Here is a 17,115-nt window from a genome sequence, read left to right as displayed (position 1 = left end):
TTTTTTCTTGTTTTTATCTGATTTAGGATAGTATGATAAAAAAGCGCTATCATACATATTTGCTTCGGGGGTACAACATGAGGATTAGAGATTGGGATCCGAATTTGAAGGTTCGCTTATTTAGTGAAGCGATGATGAACATTACATTTTGGATGTTCTTTCCTTTCCTGACGATTTATTTCGCAGAGGAATTCGGTAAAAGCAAGGCTGGTTTATTATTGGTTTTTTCACAAATTTTCTCTGTCATAGCGAACCTAATGGGCGGATATTGTGCTGACCGTTTTGGGCGAAAACGAATGATGGTTCTCTCTGCCATTGGACAAGGACTCTCGTTTATAGTTTTTGCTGCAGCAAGTTCTCCGTGGCTTGAATCTCCTTGGCTGGGATTCACTTCCTTCGCAATTGCCGGGGTATTTGGTTCATTTTATTGGCCGGCCAGTCAAGCAATGGTGGCAGATGTCGTTGATGAGAAAGATAGAAGCAATGTATTTGCAATTTTCTACACTTCCATTAATATTGCAGTAGTAATTGGTCCTATTTTAGGGGCAATTTTTTATGTGAATTATCGTTTTGAAACGTTACTATTTGCTGGTCTTATTTGTATGTTACTAGGCTTAATCTTAGCAAAATGGACAAGGGAAACGGCACCAATACAAAAATTCGCCGCCATGGTAGCAAAAGGTAAATGGTACGATTTCTTACAAAATCAACTGAAAGATTACACCTTAATCATAAATGATAAAACCTTCCTGATTTTTATTATTGCGGGTGTCTTAGCTGGGCAAACTTTTATGCAATTGGATTTATTATTTCCTGTTTATATGAAAGATGTAATTGATCTTCAAACTCTTTTTTCACTAGGAGACTGGTCATTTTCCGTTAAGGGTGAGCAGGCCTTTGGGATAGTGCTCGCTGAGAATGGTTTTCTTGTTGCTTTATTAACGGTTGTAGTTACAAAATGGATGAGTAGATACAAAGAGAGAAATGTATTTGTGTTTTCTTCCGTTATTTATGCGATTTCGATTGTGCTATTTAGTCAAACTCACTGGATATGGGGATTTATTATCGCGATGGCGGTCTTTACCTTTGCAGAGTTAATGGGAGCGGGAATTCAACAAAGCTTTGTTTCGAAGCTCGCACCTGAGCATATGAGAGGCCAATATTTTGCTGCGGCCAGCTTACGATTCACCATCAGCCGTACCATCGCTCCGTTATCCATTCCATTGACGGTTTTGATTGGGTATGAGTGGACATTTTTCGTATTATGCCTTCTTGCACTTGCAAGCGCAGGATTATATTGGCTTATGTTTCATTCTTTTGAAAAGAAAACGGCACTGGGTCCTAATTAGGATCCTTTTTTAATGTAATAAACCTTCAATAAATTGTGCTAAAATGTTCACATTTTAGTGGTTTACAATTATAATTAGTCTGTAAACGTTTTCTACTATAAGGAGGGTGGTATTGATGGAATTGTCCCAATTTATGTCCCCTACATCATTATCTGGAATTATTACTTTCGTTGTACTTTTTTCTGCAGGTGTTTATTTTAATATAAAAGTATATGGAAGCAAATTACAGTAGAGATTCACGTCCCTGCTGATTTTTTTTCCCAATTTTATAGTGTAGAACTTAAACTGTTATCAGTTTCTTTTTGACATTAAAAGGTCTAAAATGAAAAAGGAAGATTCTGAAAAAAAGGAGCTAAATTATGAGTGAATTTCAAAGAAACCTTGAGAAATATGCAGAGCTAGCCGTGAAGGTTGGTGTTAATATTCAAAAAGGTCAAACTTTGGTGATAAATACGACCATAGACGCAGCTGAATTTGTCCGTCTTGTTGTGAAAAACGCCTATACAGCAGGTGCAGTTAACGTGGTAGTTAACTGGACTGACGATGTGATTTCTAGAACTAAATATGAATTAGCACCAGATGATGCTTTTACTACATATCCAGTTTGGCGCGCAAAGGAAATGGAAGACTTTGTTGACCAAGGTGCAGCTTTTATGGCTATTGTCTCGTCTAGCCCTGATTTATTAAAAGGAGTTAATCCAGAACGTATTTCTAACTTCCAAAAGGCGGCTGGAACGGCACTGGCAAAATACCGTCAAGCAGCACAATCAGATAAAGTAAGCTGGACAGTCATTGCAGCTCCATCCCCTGATTGGGCAGCAAAGGTATTCCCAGATGCACCACGTGATCAACAAGTTTCATTACTTTGGGACGCCATCTTCAAAGCTGTTCGAGTCGATACTGAAAATCCTGTAGAAGCTTGGAAGAAGCACGATGAAACTTTACATGAAAAAGTTAACTATTTAAATGAAAAACGCTACCAAAAACTTCACTATACTGCACCAGGAACAGATTTAACCATCGAACTTCCTCATAACCATCTTTGGGTTGGGGCTGGCAGTATAAATGAAAAGGGTTTTGAATTTATGGCGAATATGCCAACGGAAGAAGTCTTCACCGTTCCTCATCGTGATGGTGTAAATGGTACCGTTGCAAGCACAAAACCATTAAGTTATGGTGGCAATATTATCGACCGTTTCTCCGTTACCTTTGAAAACGGAAGAATTGTTGATTATAAAGCTGAAGAAGGCGAAGAATTCCTAAAGCGCTTAGTTGAAACAGATGAAGGCTCACATTATCTTGGTGAAGTCGCACTAGTTCCTTTCAATTCACCAATTTCACAATCGAATGTTCTTTTTTACAATACTTTGTTTGATGAAAATGCTTCAAACCACTTAGCAATCGGAAGCGCTTATGCTTTCTGTATTGAAGGCGGTAAGAAAATGTCTTCTGAAGAACTAAAAGAAAATGGTCTTAATGACAGTATTACACATGTTGATTTCATGATTGGCTCGGAAGACATGGACATTGATGGCATTAAAGCTGATGGAACAAGAGAACCGGTATTTAGAAAAGGCAATTGGGCATTTTAATGATATAATAATAGGAGCAGCTTCTGAATATGAAGCTGCTCTTTGTTGATTAGATGAGAACTTTGGAGGTTTTAATTATGTTAAATGAGTTTAAAAAGTTTGCCATGAGAGGGAATGTGATTGATCTCGCTGTCGGGGTAGTGATTGGCGGAGCATTCGGGAAGATCGTTTCCTCACTTGTTGCAGATATTATTATGCCAATTGTGGCCATGCTCGTTGGCAGGGTTAGTGTCGCGGATCTAGCGTTTGGAGAAGTAAGATATGGGGTATTTCTACAATCAATTATTGATTTCTTAATCATAGCTTTTTCTATCTTTATGTTTATAAAATTCCTTTCTCGTTTTAAAAAGAAGGAAGAGGAAGTTAAGGTAGTGGTTGAAATTGATAAGAAAGAAGAACTTCTAGCAGAAATACGAGATTTATTAAAAGCAGAAAAAGATTTTTCTAGATAATGAAACATCTTGACCTTTTCTTCGTATATTCAAGATATAAACTATTTTCGAGGTGAAGAAAATTGTATACACAAACATCTACTGAATTTTTGCCATCCGTCATTAGGACTTTTGCACTTTCGTTAGCCATCGCCTTTGTTGGAACAATGGCAGGAACCTTTGTGCCGCCGGCATTATTTTTACCATTAGCGATTCTTGAATTCGTTTTGTTGATGATTGCCTTTTTCTTTAGACGTAAAAAGGCCATATCATATACCTTCCTTTATGTCTTCACATTTATATCCGGGATTACGTTATACCCGATTGTTTCGTATTATGCCATGACGGCTGGAGCAAATGTGGTTTTGATGGCTTTTGGAAGCACTACAATCGTTTTTACGGGTATAGCCATTTATGCAACAGTATCTAAACGGAACTTCTCCTTTTTAGGCGGATTCCTATTAGCAGCATTACTAGCTTTAGTAGCCATTTCTATTTTTAATATTTTCATGCCGCTAAGTTCAACTGGTATGCTTGCATTCTCTTTCATAGGTGTATTGGTTTTTAGTGGATATGTATTGTTTGATTTTAACCGTATGAAGCATTATGGTGTAAGTGCTGAAGAAGTTCCTTTAATGGCCTTAAACTTATACCTGGACTTTATTAATCTTTTCGTAAGTATCTTGCGAATCTTTGGAATTCTTTCATCTAAGGACTGAAAATAGAAGCCGGGAGTTCTCTCCCGGCTTTTTCTTATGCGAAGGATTTGAGCTTTGGTTTAAGGTGCTCTTTCCCCCTTTTCATTCTAGTTTTAACGGTTGATATTGGGATGTTTGTTCTTTTTGATATCTCATTTAATGTAAGGTCTTTGTAATAATATAGAAAAATAGCAGACTGATAAATCTCTGGAAGCGCCTTGACACTTTCAGTCATTTTTGCAGCTGAATCTTTATGTAAAACCTCTTCTTCTGGAAGCGGCGGGGCTTCTGCTGCAGCAGAATAAGAATACACCTCTTCCTTCCAAAACTGCTTTGTTTTATTTTCCTTCCTCCAATAATCCCGGCACTTATTTCTCGCAATCGTAAACAGCCAGCCCCTTAGTCTGGACGGTTCTTTAACTGTATGAAACGCCATGTAGGCGGAAATCAAAACCTCTTGGTATAAGTCCTCTGTAAGTTCCTTTTGTCTCACTAGCGAAAAAATATAGTTAAAAATGGCTTTCCCATGTTCTTTTACCATCGATTCAAAGGAATCAGTCAATCTATCCCGCATTTATAAAACCCTCTTTCCTATTAGCACATCTTATATTAATAGACGGAATAAACGGACTAACCCCCTACACCTTCATTAGATTTCTTAATTATTTTTTTCAATAAGCCCCTTCATAAAAATGGAGACGCCAATTTTTTTGCAAATACTTAAGTAGTGCATGAGCGCCAATAAGACTGATCCTGTATTCATCGCAATAATCACGCCATCCATCCTCCATTCGGGACGTGAGGCAAGAAGAATAATAATAGCAAAAGAGACAATCGTCGACCAAATTGCATGTATAAACGTTTCCTTGATAAGTCCTAAACCGATTAAAAATGCCTGCATTGGCATGACAAAAAAGTGAAATAAAAAGAATGGCCACAGCATCTGTAAGTAAACAGCTGCAGTTGATGAAGTAAAGAAAATCGATGTAAGCGGCTGGGCAAAAAGATAGAAAATGACTACCGCTGGAACCCCATAAAGGAAGGTAAGCGTCATTACTTGTGTAAGCATTTTTTGCAGTGTCGAGTAATCTCTCATGGAGTAAGTTTTCGAAACAGCTGGAATTAACACTGTCATTAAAGAATGAGCAATAAATGCCGGGAAAAATCCAATTGAAACAGCAACCCCCATTAGCATGCCAAAATGCTCGGTAGCAATGGTTTCAGAAAGTCCGGATTTGACCAATGCTGCCTTGATCAAAAAGGGTTGTATCGCCCCTGTTAATGCTGAGAATAGACGTAACCCTGTTGTTGGAACCGAGACAGCCATTAGATTTTTCCGGACTGCCTTCCTATTTAAGTTAGAAAAGGGCATCCGTTTCAGCTGCTGAAATTGAATGATTAACATGTAACATAAGTAAAGAAATACCGCAATTTCACTGCCGATAAATGAGGCAATGGCGATAAGTACCGAGGCTTCAGAGTCAAATTGAAAAAAACGAAATAATGCAAATAACAACACTAGCTGGATAGACTTTCTTATGAAATTGGCAATGGCGATCTTCCCCATGTGATGTCTGCCCATAAAGTAGCCCCGGGCCACAGAAGTAAAAGAAATGACAGGAACTAGCAAAATAATCAGCCATCGTGTATATGGGTGGTATCCATTAAAAACTGAAATGAATGGAATGAGGGCCATAGCAAACACCAACAGGATACAGGTGAAGATAATTGTAATTGTAATTGCATGATACAGAATATTTCGATGAAACTTCTCCTCTTTTTCAGCAACAAACTTTGATATTGACACCGGCAGTTCAAAACTGGATAACAGGACTAACAGATAAATAGATGGAAGTATGGACATATATAAACCTAATCCATGCTTGCCCAATTCTTTTGCTAGAATTAAATTAACTAAGAACTCTACACCTTCTCCTAGAAAAGCGGATAGGGCTAAAAATAAAATTCCTTTGTAAAATATCGCCATTCCGAACTCCCCTTTAAAACAATCTCGCTTTTAATAAGCTATGAGACAAGTTCTAAGATTAGTAGGGAAATTTTTCAACAGGCTGTGTTATATTAGTCTCTGTTGATTTGCGCTCCGGGCAAATCAACAGAGTGCTAAAATCAAAATTTCCCTTAACACAGCCATTGCAATAGAAAAAGGACCTTCTTTCGGTCCTTTTTATAACGTTATTTAATTAATGCGTGTTTGAATGCGTAGATGACGGCTTGTGTTCGGTCTTGGACATTTAGTTTGCTTAGGATGTTACTGACGTGGGTTTTTACTGTTTTTAGTGCTATATATAATTCATCAGCTATGTCCTGGTTGGTTTTCCCTTCTGCCATTAACATTAATATTTCCATTTCGCGGCTGGTGAGTTCTTCGTGTGGGAGTTGTCGCTGTTTTTGGCGCATTTTAACCATCATTTTTCCAGTTACTTCTGGCTCAAGAACGGACTGTCCATGGTATGTAGCTCGAACGGCATTGGCAATTTCATCTGCTTTTGACGTTTTTAACATATAACTTGTAGCACCAGCTTCTAGTGCGGGATACACCTTTTCATCGTCCAAAAAGCTAGTGACAATGATAACTTTTGCCTCGGGCCATTTTTCAATAATTTGTCTGGTCGCTTCAATTCCGTCCATTTCCTTCATGACCAAATCCATTAATATAATATCAGGTTTCAGGTCTAGTGCCAGTTCCACGCCCCTTTTACCGTCAGCTGCTTCACCTACGACTTCAATGTCTGGCTGTGCCGATAAATAAGCAGAAACTCCAATTCTCACCATCTCATGATCATCAACAAATACAACTCTAATCATTTATATCATCTCCATTTGATATAACCGGTACCTTCACTTCCAGCCTTGTACCTTTACTCTTCACGCTGATTACCTTTAACGTACCTCCAACTTCAAGTGCCCTCTCATGCATATTCTGCATCCCATATGATCCAGCTTTCATGTTTTCGACTTCAAAACCAATCCCGTCATCGACAATTCTTAAAATGACTAGGTCATCCCTTTTAATCAATAAAACTTCTAGTTTGTTCGCCTTTGAATGCCGAAGCGTGTTCGAGACAGACTCTTGGAGAATACGGAAAAGATGATCTTCAATTCCTTTATCAAGTGGAAAGGCTTCCACCTTCCACTTAATTTCCATTGTTACTTTCTGTGATAATTCGATTAATAACTCTTCAATTCCTTCTTGTAGTGTCTTATTTTTTAACGCAACTGGACGCAAATGAAGAAGCAGGGCACGCATTTCAAGTTGAGACTGATGAATCATTTCCTCCACCATTTTCAACTGCTTTGCTTCCCTATCCTCTTCGTTGGCATCTTGTCTGGTTGTATTAATGGCCGACATCATCATTGAAGCAGCAAATAATTGCTGACTGACAGAATCATGTAATTCACGGGCGAGACGATTTCGTTCTTGTTCAATTATTTCTTGAATCCTTGCTTCCTGATCTTCAACCTTTTCTGTAGCCAATCGTTGTGAAAGCTTGGCTTGTTCCGACATTTGCCTGCCAATCCTATCAATTTGTTCCAATATACTTTGCATTTCTGAAATAGTTTGCTTCTCCTCAGTACCTAATGGTTTCCCCTGCTCTAAATAGTGCAATGAATGCTCAACAGCCTGAAACTGTCTTCTCCAGAACATACCGGAAATTATGCCCAAAAGGATACCTAGGGCAATACTGAACGCTGGAATAAATATTACAAATGGGATATCCATAAAATATCGATTCCATAGTTCAGACCAATCTGAAATCGGAAAAACAATGATAAAGGTTGCCGCAACAACGAGAGCAATTATGACAGAAGAAGTGATATTCCAAACAACCTGCCTTTTTATCGTACTCATATCCGGCCCACCTCGAGATTGCCCACCAATAAGGAGGTAAAGATTTTCACCTTTTGCTCTGCCTGATCATAGCCTGCTGTCTTTAGGTGGAAGGCTTGGTTAAAAACCTGGGGCTGGTGATTTTCAAAAACGGTTGTGTCACCAATAACAGACGAATGATGAACACTTACTTCTATTTCATAAGGTATTTGAATTTGTATATTACCAATGATATTTCGGATAAAGATAATGGTTTCACCCTTTGGCAATACAGTATAACTTAAATCGATGATTGTATCTCCAATTCCGGATTGGATGTTAATGTCATTCCATTCATAAACACTGCTTGGTGTTTTTTGTTGTCCGAAAAAAATATTTTCAAAGAGCGGCTTCGTCTTAATCAGTGTCTCTTCTTGCTGAGCCTGCTCTGATTCTTTGATATCAAGTGCAATCTTATTTGGATTCTTTTTGGAGTTAGTATATTGAATGATAAAATGTATGAGTATAGCAAGCAGCAAAAATCTAAAGGTCATCATGCTAAACACATGGATGATTAATGAAATTATACCTGCGAAGAAAAGAAACTTACCAAATTTTTTTCCTGTTCTTTTTCGACCTAAATAGATCATTCCACAAGAAAATAAAAGGGAGAAAACAAGACCGCTGTTAAAAAATAAAACCTCTAGCAATAGAACGACAACTCCAATGATAACAAGCCATTCTGTATAATTATTCTTTGTATTTTTAAACATCTGGCCACCCTCCCCTTCACTTTAATCCTGTTTGATCGTTAGGCCAAAAAGGTGCATAAGACTGCACCTTTTTAGAATACCATATTTTTGGTTATTAAATGGACTTGCTTTCTTCTAATTCCATTTCTTTTTCCAATTGTGCAATCCTTGCATCAATGGTATCACGGTAATATGCACTTTTTACTTGATAATCTAAACGATCTAAGTAAGAATCAATTTCTTGAAAACGTGCGTTTGCATTGTTAGATGTAAGATTTGAATTCAATACTTGATTCATTCGATGATTGGCACGGGTAACATTTTCACGGCCCATTAATTCCAGACGGCGGATTTGCATATCTTTTAACTTATGTTTCATGTCCTCATATTTTCTCTCTAGTTCCCCGAGCTGACCTTTCATTTGCTCTAGTGTAGTCCCAAGACGTTCAACACGGTTTGAATATTGCTGATGTTCTGCCGCTGCAAATTCATACAGCTCAGTTTCACCTGCTTTAGAGGCAACTTCTGCCTGATACTTCCTCTTTTCTGCTAATTCCGCTGCTTGCGAATATTCTCTCGTAAGTTCATCTTTCAGTGCATATTGACGTTCCACAAGTTTTCTTACTTTTTCAGTTTCTTGCTCACATTGACGAAGATATTGATTAAGAAGCGCTATTGGATTTTGCTTTTCTTTCTGATCAACCGCAGCATGTAAATCAGCCATAATGGTATCTTTGATACGTGTAAATAAATTAGTCATCACTATCTCTCCTTAAATTTAGAATTTGTTTATTTCATTCCATTGCTTTTCAAAATTTGTAAATGGGTCATTATCCTCTTTTACAACCGTCCTTTTGCCCCTATTCCAGTTTTTATATACAAGATAAAGTACATATGCAGCAACACCCCCAATGATAGCAGGTGCGTTATGAATAGAGGCCATTAGGACAAAGAAACCAAGAATCCCTAGAGCAATCTTTCCTCCGGTCGATTCAGCCTTTAAGAACTGTTTGAAAATGAAGTACAAAATTGCAAGACCAACTAATAGTCCTATCATCGGACCTATTGATGAAAGTAAAATGATCGCTGCAATTCCACCGGCAAGTATTAATCCGAACTTTTTCATTTTATTTCCTCCTTTCTTTATCTTGATTTCATCTTACCTCTATTCCAATTTTCTCATAACGAACCAGCGCTTTATTTTCATATCGGTCTTGAGACGTAGAAAAGGTCAGTCCCTTGTGAGGTACTGACCCTTTTGGTGGTTATTTAGCGATGAACATCTGTGTCCAATAATGTCTTTGCGATCCGCCTTGTGCGTAGCCAACGCCAATATGTGTATATCTTGTGCTTAATATATTGGCACGGTGCCCCGAACTGTTCATCCATGCGTTGACAACTCCCTGTGCCGTTGTTTGCCCTGCTGCAATATTTTCGGCTGCGGCGCGATAGGAGATACCAAAATTCTTCATCATGGTAAATGGACTGCCGTATGTCGGACTAGTGTGACTGAAATAGTTTTTATCCCTCATGTCCAGGGACTTATAACGCGCAACCCTTGAAAGTTCCCAATCTTGAATTAGAGGTTTTAATCCATTTTTTGCCCGTTCTTGATTTGTTAATTGAACGACTTGGCTCTCAATGCTTTTCGTTGCATCAAAACTAGGAATTGTAACTTTATCTCCTGGGTAAATCAGGTTTGGGTTCCTAAATTGGGGGTTGGCTGAGATGATTTCAGTTATCCCAACTTGGTAACGAACGGCGATTTTCCAAAGAGTGTCCCCTGGTTGAACGGTGTGGATTTGCTGGGCAAACGACACATTTGGAATACTTAAAAGTGGTAGTAAAAACAGTAAACTTAACCAAAATGATTTTTTCATTTTTACGCCTCCTCCGATATATATTTTTGTTTTAAGGCTCAAAATATACAGATGGTAATACTAAATTTATTAACTGAATTTGTTCGGAGGAGAAATAGTGAGAGATATTTCATGGATAACCTATGTGATGCTAATTTTAGCTAGCTACCGCTTAACCCATTTAATTGTTTTTGATAAAATTACTGAATTTATCCGTAAGCCATTTATGAAGAAAGTTAAAGTAGAAACGAATCATGGAATCGAAACAAAGGAAGTACCGAAAGGCATGTTTGGGTATTTACTTAAATGTTATTGGTGTGCTGGTGTCTGGAGTGCGATATTTCTTGGAGGCGGATATTTACTTTTTCCCCGGGTAACGTTTGTGATCATTTTGATTTTTTCCATTGCAGGCGGTCAATCCATTATTGAAACGTTTGTAGGAGTAAATATTAAAAAAGTAGATTATTATGCAGAATTAGAAAAGAAAAAATAAATAATAGAAAGCTCCCCCTTTCGCATAAACATTAGCAAAGGGGGGATTTGAATGGCTGGATGGTGGGTCACTGCCATTGGGTTTATCATTTGTCTTGGTTTTGTAGGGGGTACGATGGTTTATTTTTTAAGAGAAACACTTAACTCTGAAGACTCCACCCGTATTGACCCGGTTAAAAAAGAAAGTGACTAAGCTTATAACAATAAAGCGAAGAACCCTGGACTCCAGGGTTCTTATTTAGATTGATTTTTCAATTGCTTTTTCAAATTGTGCAATAATATCCTCGACATGTTCAATTCCCACTGAAATGCGGACAACCTCTTTGGTAATACCTAAAGCTTCACACGCTTCCTGCGGGAGAGAACGATGAGAAGTTGTTAATGGATGGGAAACAGTGGTTTCAACTCCGGCAAGTGTTGGAGCAATCTTGATCCATTCTAACGAGCTAAGAAAGTGATTGGTATCGACCGTCTTCGAAAGCTGAATCGTTACCATCGCGCCAAACCCTTCTTCTTCTTGTTCAAATGGGTAATATACCTTTTCAACAAAAGGGTTTTGTGATAATGCTTCAGCTAACTTCTTTGCGTTACCGGATTGTGCTCGCATTCTCAGTGCTAATGTTTTTAAACCGCGGCATGTCAGCCAGGCTTCAAATGGGCTGACATTCGTCCCCAAGTTAATAATCTTAGCGCGTGCACTAGCGACTAAATCCTCTCTGCCTGTAAGTACACCTATGGTTACATCACTATGTCCTCCAATGTATTTGGTTCCACTATGAACCACTAAATCAATGCCCATTGGATATGGCTGACAATGGTATGGAGTGGCAAATGTATTATCAACCAATGTATTAAGCTGGTGCTTACGAGCGAGTTCAACAACCCCTGTTATATCCTCTACCCGTAATAATGGATTGGTGATTGATTCTGTATAAAGAAGTTTTGTATTATCTTTAATCTCTTCTTCTACTCCCCTTAAATTTTTAAAGGAGACGAAAGTCGTTTCAATCCCAAATTGATTTAATTCTTCTTTCAACATATGGTAGCTGCCCCCATATAAATCATCGGCTGCTATAATATGGTCTCCGTTTTTTACAACAGCTAAAACACCGGCCAATATCGCAGACAATCCCGAAGAAGAAGCAACACCTGCCGGAGCACCCTCAAGTCTGGCAACGGCTTCAGCAAGCTCATCTGTATTGGGGTTTCCTACACGAGAATATAGATACTGACCATTCCCATGATAATAGCCTTCAAGCTCTTCAAGATCTTTAAAGGCAAATGCAGAGGTCTGATAAATTGGTGTAACCTTACTTACAATTTTACTATTATTTTTCTTCCCGCTATGTAAAATTTCTGTCTCAAATCTATTCCCCATATCAGCACCTCTTTTTAATTAACAAAATAGTTTCTATATTATAAAAAATAACAATAGCAGGTTCTCTCGTCAATTGAAATCTATTTTCAAATAATATTTTTCTGAATTTCGATTACATGATATCGACAAATTTGGAAAAATTAATCATATGATAATAGTACTGGAGGAGCACATATGAGTACATCTGATAGCACGCATCAATTTCCTAGAACCTATTGGCGTGAAATAGAGCTGCCAACCTTTGAAACATTAAATGAGGATACTACAGTTGACGTAGCCATTGTAGGGGCAGGTATAACAGGTATTACTGCAGCTTATTTGCTTACAAAAGAGGGTGTAAAAGTCGCGATTATTGAAGCAGGCGGAGTGTTAAACGGCACAACGGGACATACAACCGCAAAGCTGACTGCGCAGCATGGATTGATATACGATGAGTTAATCAGCCATTTTGGCGAGGAAAAGGCCAGGTTATATTACGAATCCGCTTCAAATGCGATTCAATTCGTTGAGAAAACATCCAATGAAAAAGGAATAGATTGTGATTTTAGCAACCAGGATGCTTTTGTTTATGCAACAACCGACCAGTATGATAGGAAACTTGAAACGGAAATGTCCGCATATCAAAAGCTGGGGATTAATGGTGACTTAGTAGGAAACATTCCGTTTGATATTCAAATAAAATCTGCACTATTAATGCGTAAACAGGCACAATACCATCCCCTGAAATTTTTAAGAGGGCTTTTAGAAGAGGCAGTCAAAGCTGGGTGTAAGGTTTATGAAAATTCAGTTGCAGCAGGAATTGAGGATGTCGAATCATCTCAGCCAAAGGTTAAGATCAAGGGTGGACATAAAGTTGCATGTAAACAGGTGATTATTGCCTCCCATTTCCCTTTTTATGATAAACCCGGCCTCTATTTTGCCAGGATGTATGCGGAAAGATCTTACGCCATTGGGATAAAAACCAATAAGGAATATCCCGGCGGAATGTATATCAGCGCTGACAGTCCATCTCGCTCCATCCGCTTTACACCAATTGAAGGGGGTAATCTCCTGATTCTTGGCGGTGAAAATCATAAGACAGGTCAGGGCATCGATACGCTAAGCCACTATGTTGCACTTGAGTCATTTGCAAAAGATGTATTTGACCTTTCTGACTATCATTACCGTTGGTCCGCACAAGATTTAGTAACGTTGGACAAGGTTCCTTACATTGGTCCACTAACAAGTGATAAAGAACATATTTTAGTGGCAACCGGCTATAAAAAATGGGGAATGACCTCAGGTATTCTGGCTGCTCATCTCCTAACTGATTATGTATTAAACCGAGACAATCCGTATAAGGAATTATATACTCCATCACGTTTTGACGCTGACCCAGATATTAAGTCCTTTATTTCAACCAATGCTGACGTGGCAAAGCATTTAATTAAAGGAAAACTTGAATTTGTACCAAAGGATCCTGGGGATTTAGTGAATGGAGAAGGTTCTGTTGTCATGCACAAAGGACAACGTGCAGGAGCCTATAAAGATGAAAACGGAAAGCTCTATATTGTAGATACTACTTGTACTCATTTAGGCTGTGAATGTGAATGGAACCATGCAGAAAAATCGTGGGATTGCCCATGTCATGGTTCACGATTCGCTTATGATGGTTCCGTAATCGAGGGGCCTGCAAAAAAGGCACTAAAAAATGTTGGAGATTTACAATAGTAACCAGATATTTCACAATACCAAAAATGACACGCCTCCAGAGTTGGAGGCGTTTTCTTTATTTCCCATGCGGGCGGTTACGTTTTAATTTTTCTCCCGTTTCGAATTCAACGAGTTCTTCAGGCGTTCTCATTGCCTCTTTACGATTGTTATTTCGCTGGGCATTGGCATTTCCGAGTTTCTGTCTACCCATACTATCATCTCCTTTTTAGAGAATACATACATAGTATGAGTGAAAATAAATGAAGTTATTCTCCCCCAAGAACTGGTGCTTTACGGAACTTTGTTAGTTGTTCAAACGCAAAGGCTGCTTCAATTAACGTTGGTTCACTATAAGCCGTTCCGGCAAAAGTAATTCCAACTGGCTCTCCAACGGAAGTATACCCAGCAGGTACTGCAATGGTTGGATAGCCGGCTTTCGCACTAATATGCGAGGCCGCTTCACTCGGGAATAGAATAACATCCAATTGATACTGCTCAATTGCATAATCAATTCCCTGTTCGGTGGAATGATAATAATCAAATTCCAATGTATTTACATAATTCGATTCTGTTAAAGAACCACTAGTTGCTTCGGATTGAATCAGGACTTCCTGTCCATACTTAAGCATTGTATCTTCATTGTCCTTATTAAATTGGATTAAATCAGTCAAGGTTCTAATTGGTATAGATGGATGAAGATTGTTCAAATAAGCATTTAAGTTAGGTTTAAACTCGTACGTTAAAACGTCATAGCACCATTTTGCATTTGCAGAGGGGATCTCTATATGTTCAATAATTTCAGCACCCGCCGCCTCTAACACAGCAACTGCATCGTGAAAAATCTTCAGCATATCTTCACTTAACTGTTCAGTGAATCCATCTAAAGCAATGCCAATTCGTTTGCCCTTAAGTCCATCTCTAAGCAGATGTTCAGTAAAATCCTTCTCAGCTAATGGATTGGTTTTTGTTATTGGATCTTCTTCATCTCTTCCTGTTAATGCATTCAAAAGAATAGCTGCGTCTCTGACAGTCCTAGCCATTGGTCCGGCTGTATCCTGAGTGTGTGCAATCGGTATAATACCTCTTCTGCTGATTAGCCCCACTGTCGGTTTTATTCCGACTAGTGAGTTTTGGCAGGATGGATTCAAAATGGATCCAGACGTTTCCGTTCCAATCGCCGCAGCTGCTAAATTTGCAGCAATAGCTGCACCAGAACCTGAACTGGAACCGCCTACATTAAATTGTCCGGGACCATAAGGATTTAATACCTGACCACCGCGTGAGCTATACCCGCTTTTCATCCCATAAGCCATGAAGTTTGCCCATTCCGTCATATTCGTCTTACCCAAAATGACCGCTCCTGCTGCACGAAGCTGTTCTGCCACATAAGAATCCCTTAACGCAACGGAATTCTTTAAAGCTAGAGAACCAGCACTAGTATGCATTTTATCAGCGGTGTCAATGTTGTCTTTTATTAAAATAGGAATGCCGTGCAAAGCACTGCGTGGCCCCGATTCCTTCCGTTCAGCGTCAAGCGCCGATGCGATATGAAGTGCATCTGGGTTGATCTCAAGAATGGAGTGGATACTTTTATCATAAACAGAAATTCTATGTAGGTACATCAATACAAGTTCTTTTGATGTTAGCTCTCCGCTTGACATTTTTTCCTGCATTTGAGTTATGGTCGCTTCCTCAATCCAATGATCAAGGTATTTAGTTAATTTTGGATTTTCCACATTTTCCCCTCCCTTGATAAATTTTATAACGAAAAAGGGTATTCCTGCAATATTAAAGACAGTAGGAAAGTCCCACTGTCTTTATTTAACGCCGTACCTTTTGTTCAGGCTCAGCAATTAGTCCTTTATAGAAGATTCTTTTATTAGGTGTGACATTTAGTTCTTGGCAATATCTTTTCAATTCTCTCTCTTCTCGTTCCGTTACCAAGGAAATAACGATGCCATTTGCTCCCATTCTGCCTGTTCTGCCAGCTCTGTGAACATATTGGGCAATATCCCTAGGGAAATCGACATGGACAACATGAGTGACTCCTTGTATATCCAATCCTCTTGCTGCCACGTCAGTAGCAATCAGCATTTTTGTTTTTCCATCACGAAAAGCCTTAAGCTCTGCCTGCCGTTCTAATTTTTTCATATCACTATGTAGAATGCCTGTTGATAGCTCTTTGAAATTGAACTTTTCTTTAAAAACTTGAATTTCCCCAATGTCATTAATAAATGCCAAGGCTTTAATGTTTTCTATACGAGCAATTTTCTCCAGAAGCTTAAACTTATCTCTAGGTTCGGCAATAAAATATAGATGCTCAACCTCTCCAGAGGAAGCGAGCTCATCCTTTTCAATTCGTAGTATTTCTGGCTCCTTCGTTATCTCCTTGGCCAATTTTTCTGTGCCGGCTTTCATCGTCGCCGAGAATAAAACTACTTGGCGGTCAGCCATCGTCGATTTAACAATATTTTGGACTGTGTTGAGATGCTCTGGAATAAGCAGCTGGTCTCCTTCATCTAAAACAATCAGCTTAACCTCGTGCATTTTTACTTTTTTCTGTTTAATCAGCTCAAATAACCGGCCTGGTGTAGCAAAAATGACATGAGGGCGCTTTTTCAATTTCTCAAGCTGACGTTTTACGTTGGCACCGCCAATGATAGAAGTACCTCTTATGCCGCTGCCTTCTGACCACTTTTGAAATTCTGAATAAACCTGCATAACCAATTCCTGAGATGATGCTAAGACTATAGCTTGTAATGATTGTGAATTAGGTTCAACTTTATTTAATAATGGTAATAAATAAGCAAGTGTTTTGCCTGTACCAGTTGGAGATTCTGCAATTACATCTTTTCCTTCAAGAATTAAAGGAATGGCTGTATCCTGAATGGAAGTAGGTTTTTGAAATCCCGACTTTTCCCAGTTTGCCTGTAAAAAAGGGCTTAAGGTATTTAACATATTTGACTCCTTTTTTTATCTCATTTCTTCATATTATATCCACACATGAATTTGATACTATCCTATTTACTAAATTGTGTCCATA

The 17,115-nt window shown here is 38.6% G+C and carries 19 protein-coding genes; 7 read left to right on the top strand and 12 right to left on the bottom strand.

The features are described from left to right. Nucleotides 1-77: 77 nt before the first annotated feature. The 4 genes from QNH29_RS05345 (at nt 78) to QNH29_RS05330 (ending at nt 4,091) form a co-directional block, all read left to right on the top strand. Nucleotides 78-1,349 carry an MDR family MFS transporter gene (locus QNH29_RS05345; RefSeq protein WP_283863808.1) on the top strand — a complete coding sequence of 424 codons (1,272 nt, stop codon included), beginning with the start codon at nt 78-80 and terminating at the stop codon, nt 1,347-1,349. Between the two features lie 359 nt (nt 1,350-1,708). Further along, nucleotides 1,709-2,941, top strand: a complete 1,233-nt coding sequence (locus QNH29_RS05340; RefSeq protein WP_283863807.1) for an aminopeptidase — start codon at nt 1,709-1,711, stop codon at nt 2,939-2,941. A gap of 77 nt (nt 2,942-3,018) precedes the next feature. Beyond that, nucleotides 3,019-3,393, top strand: a complete 375-nt coding sequence (mscL, locus tag QNH29_RS05335; RefSeq protein WP_283863806.1) for a large conductance mechanosensitive channel protein MscL — start codon at nt 3,019-3,021, stop codon at nt 3,391-3,393. A gap of 62 nt (nt 3,394-3,455) precedes the next feature. Next, on the top strand, nt 3,456-4,091 hold the full coding sequence (locus QNH29_RS05330) for a Bax inhibitor-1/YccA family protein (protein ID WP_283863805.1): 636 nt from the start codon (nt 3,456-3,458) through the stop codon (nt 4,089-4,091). Nucleotides 4,092-4,125: 34 nt separating this feature from the next. Here QNH29_RS05330 and QNH29_RS05325 read toward each other — a convergent pair whose 3' ends face one another. From QNH29_RS05325 to safA, 8 genes are all read right to left on the bottom strand, one after another. After that, the gene (locus tag QNH29_RS05325) at nt 4,126-4,644 is read right to left on the bottom strand and encodes an RNA polymerase sigma factor (RefSeq protein ID WP_283863804.1); all 519 of its coding nucleotides are present in this window, start codon (nt 4,642-4,644) and stop codon (nt 4,126-4,128) included. Nucleotides 4,645-4,728: 84 nt separating this feature from the next. Next, nucleotides 4,729-6,057, bottom strand: a complete 1,329-nt coding sequence (locus QNH29_RS05320) for an oligosaccharide flippase family protein (RefSeq protein ID WP_283863803.1) — start codon at nt 6,055-6,057, stop codon at nt 4,729-4,731. Between the two features lie 206 nt (nt 6,058-6,263). Continuing rightward, entirely contained in the window at nt 6,264-6,896 is a 633-nt protein-coding gene (locus QNH29_RS05315) for a response regulator (protein ID WP_283863802.1), read from the bottom strand. Beyond that, a complete protein-coding gene (locus tag QNH29_RS05310; protein ID WP_283863801.1) occupies nt 6,889-7,941 on the bottom strand; it encodes a sensor histidine kinase in 1,053 nt (350 codons plus the stop codon). The genes QNH29_RS05315 and QNH29_RS05310 overlap by 8 nt, the downstream gene beginning before the upstream one ends. Continuing rightward, nucleotides 7,938-8,672, bottom strand: a complete 735-nt coding sequence (liaF, locus tag QNH29_RS05305; RefSeq protein WP_283863800.1) for a cell wall-active antibiotics response protein LiaF — start codon at nt 8,670-8,672, stop codon at nt 7,938-7,940. Before liaF ends, QNH29_RS05310 begins: the two co-directional genes overlap by 4 nt. 94 nt (nt 8,673-8,766) lie before the next feature. Next, on the bottom strand, nt 8,767-9,411 hold the full coding sequence (locus tag QNH29_RS05300) for a PspA/IM30 family protein (RefSeq protein WP_283863799.1): 645 nt from the start codon (nt 9,409-9,411) through the stop codon (nt 8,767-8,769). A gap of 18 nt (nt 9,412-9,429) precedes the next feature. Further along, a complete protein-coding gene (locus QNH29_RS05295; protein WP_283863798.1) occupies nt 9,430-9,777 on the bottom strand; it encodes a lmo0954 family membrane protein in 348 nt (115 codons plus the stop codon). A 139-nt stretch (nt 9,778-9,916) separates the two neighbouring features. Further along, nucleotides 9,917-10,531, bottom strand: a complete 615-nt coding sequence (gene safA, locus QNH29_RS05290) for a SafA/ExsA family spore coat assembly protein (protein ID WP_283863797.1) — start codon at nt 10,529-10,531, stop codon at nt 9,917-9,919. A gap of 97 nt (nt 10,532-10,628) precedes the next feature. Between safA and QNH29_RS05285 the strand changes: the two genes are divergently transcribed. Together QNH29_RS05285 and QNH29_RS05280 are read left to right on the top strand one after the other, a co-directional pair. Beyond that, a complete protein-coding gene (locus tag QNH29_RS05285; RefSeq protein ID WP_283863796.1) occupies nt 10,629-11,003 on the top strand; it encodes a DUF1360 domain-containing protein in 375 nt (124 codons plus the stop codon). A gap of 51 nt (nt 11,004-11,054) precedes the next feature. Beyond that, complete coding sequence (locus tag QNH29_RS05280) at nt 11,055-11,195, top strand: hypothetical protein (RefSeq protein WP_283863795.1); 141 nt, start codon at nt 11,055-11,057, stop codon at nt 11,193-11,195. A 45-nt stretch (nt 11,196-11,240) separates the two neighbouring features. Here QNH29_RS05280 and QNH29_RS05275 read toward each other — a convergent pair whose 3' ends face one another. Beyond that, nucleotides 11,241-12,380 carry a trans-sulfuration enzyme family protein gene (locus tag QNH29_RS05275; protein ID WP_283863794.1) on the bottom strand — a complete coding sequence of 380 codons (1,140 nt, stop codon included), beginning with the start codon at nt 12,378-12,380 and terminating at the stop codon, nt 11,241-11,243. Between the two features lie 174 nt (nt 12,381-12,554). Here QNH29_RS05275 and QNH29_RS05270 point away from each other — a divergent pair, with 174 nt between their 5' ends. Beyond that, complete coding sequence (locus tag QNH29_RS05270; RefSeq protein ID WP_283863793.1) at nt 12,555-14,090, top strand: FAD-dependent oxidoreductase; 1,536 nt, start codon at nt 12,555-12,557, stop codon at nt 14,088-14,090. Nucleotides 14,091-14,148: 58 nt separating this feature from the next. Here QNH29_RS05270 and QNH29_RS05265 read toward each other — a convergent pair whose 3' ends face one another. The 3 genes from QNH29_RS05265 to QNH29_RS05255 all read right to left on the bottom strand — a co-directional run bounded on the left by QNH29_RS05265 (nt 14,149) and on the right by QNH29_RS05255 (nt 17,030). Continuing rightward, on the bottom strand, nt 14,149-14,283 hold the full coding sequence (locus tag QNH29_RS05265; protein ID WP_283863792.1) for a hypothetical protein: 135 nt from the start codon (nt 14,281-14,283) through the stop codon (nt 14,149-14,151). A gap of 55 nt (nt 14,284-14,338) precedes the next feature. Further along, nucleotides 14,339-15,808 carry an amidase family protein gene (locus QNH29_RS05260; protein WP_283863791.1) on the bottom strand — a complete coding sequence of 490 codons (1,470 nt, stop codon included), beginning with the start codon at nt 15,806-15,808 and terminating at the stop codon, nt 14,339-14,341. Nucleotides 15,809-15,893: 85 nt separating this feature from the next. Next, nucleotides 15,894-17,030, bottom strand: a complete 1,137-nt coding sequence (locus tag QNH29_RS05255; protein WP_283863790.1) for a DEAD/DEAH box helicase — start codon at nt 17,028-17,030, stop codon at nt 15,894-15,896. Nucleotides 17,031-17,115 lie beyond the last annotated feature (85 nt).

The sequence above is a fragment of the Neobacillus sp. DY30 genome (assembly GCF_030123065.1).
GTDB lineage: Bacteria > Bacillota > Bacilli > Bacillales > Cytobacillaceae > Neobacillus.
Note: the sequence above shows the minus strand (reverse complement) of the source record. Positions and strands in the feature narration are given on the sequence as shown.

Bases quoted from the DNA above. Each gene is read 5' to 3' on its own strand.
- QNH29_RS05345 (WP_283863808.1), top strand. From the start codon at position 78: ATGAGGATTAGAGATTGGGATCCGAATTTGAAGGTTCGCTTATTTAGT.
- QNH29_RS05340 (WP_283863807.1), top strand. From the start codon at position 1,709: ATGAGTGAATTTCAAAGAAACCTTGAGAAATATGCAGAGCTAGCCGTG.
- mscL (WP_283863806.1), top strand. From the start codon at position 3,019: ATGTTAAATGAGTTTAAAAAGTTTGCCATGAGAGGGAATGTGATTGAT.
- QNH29_RS05325 (WP_283863804.1), bottom strand. From the start codon at position 4,644: ATGCGGGATAGATTGACTGATTCCTTTGAATCGATGGTAAAAGAACAT.
- QNH29_RS05320 (WP_283863803.1), bottom strand. From the start codon at position 6,057: ATGGCGATATTTTACAAAGGAATTTTATTTTTAGCCCTATCCGCTTTT.
- QNH29_RS05315 (WP_283863802.1), bottom strand. From the start codon at position 6,896: ATGATTAGAGTTGTATTTGTTGATGATCATGAGATGGTGAGAATTGGA.
- QNH29_RS05310 (WP_283863801.1), bottom strand. From the start codon at position 7,941: ATGAGTACGATAAAAAGGCAGGTTGTTTGGAATATCACTTCTTCTGTC.
- liaF (WP_283863800.1), bottom strand. From the start codon at position 8,672: ATGTTTAAAAATACAAAGAATAATTATACAGAATGGCTTGTTATCATT.
- QNH29_RS05300 (WP_283863799.1), bottom strand. From the start codon at position 9,411: ATGACTAATTTATTTACACGTATCAAAGATACCATTATGGCTGATTTA.
- QNH29_RS05295 (WP_283863798.1), bottom strand. From the start codon at position 9,777: ATGAAAAAGTTCGGATTAATACTTGCCGGTGGAATTGCAGCGATCATT.
- safA (WP_283863797.1), bottom strand. From the start codon at position 10,531: ATGAAAAAATCATTTTGGTTAAGTTTACTGTTTTTACTACCACTTTTA.
- QNH29_RS05280 (WP_283863795.1), top strand. From the start codon at position 11,055: ATGGCTGGATGGTGGGTCACTGCCATTGGGTTTATCATTTGTCTTGGT.
- QNH29_RS05275 (WP_283863794.1), bottom strand. From the start codon at position 12,380: ATGGGGAATAGATTTGAGACAGAAATTTTACATAGCGGGAAGAAAAAT.
- QNH29_RS05270 (WP_283863793.1), top strand. From the start codon at position 12,555: ATGAGTACATCTGATAGCACGCATCAATTTCCTAGAACCTATTGGCGT.
- QNH29_RS05265 (WP_283863792.1), bottom strand. From the start codon at position 14,283: ATGGGTAGACAGAAACTCGGAAATGCCAATGCCCAGCGAAATAACAAT.
- QNH29_RS05255 (WP_283863790.1), bottom strand. From the start codon at position 17,030: ATGTTAAATACCTTAAGCCCTTTTTTACAGGCAAACTGGGAAAAGTCG.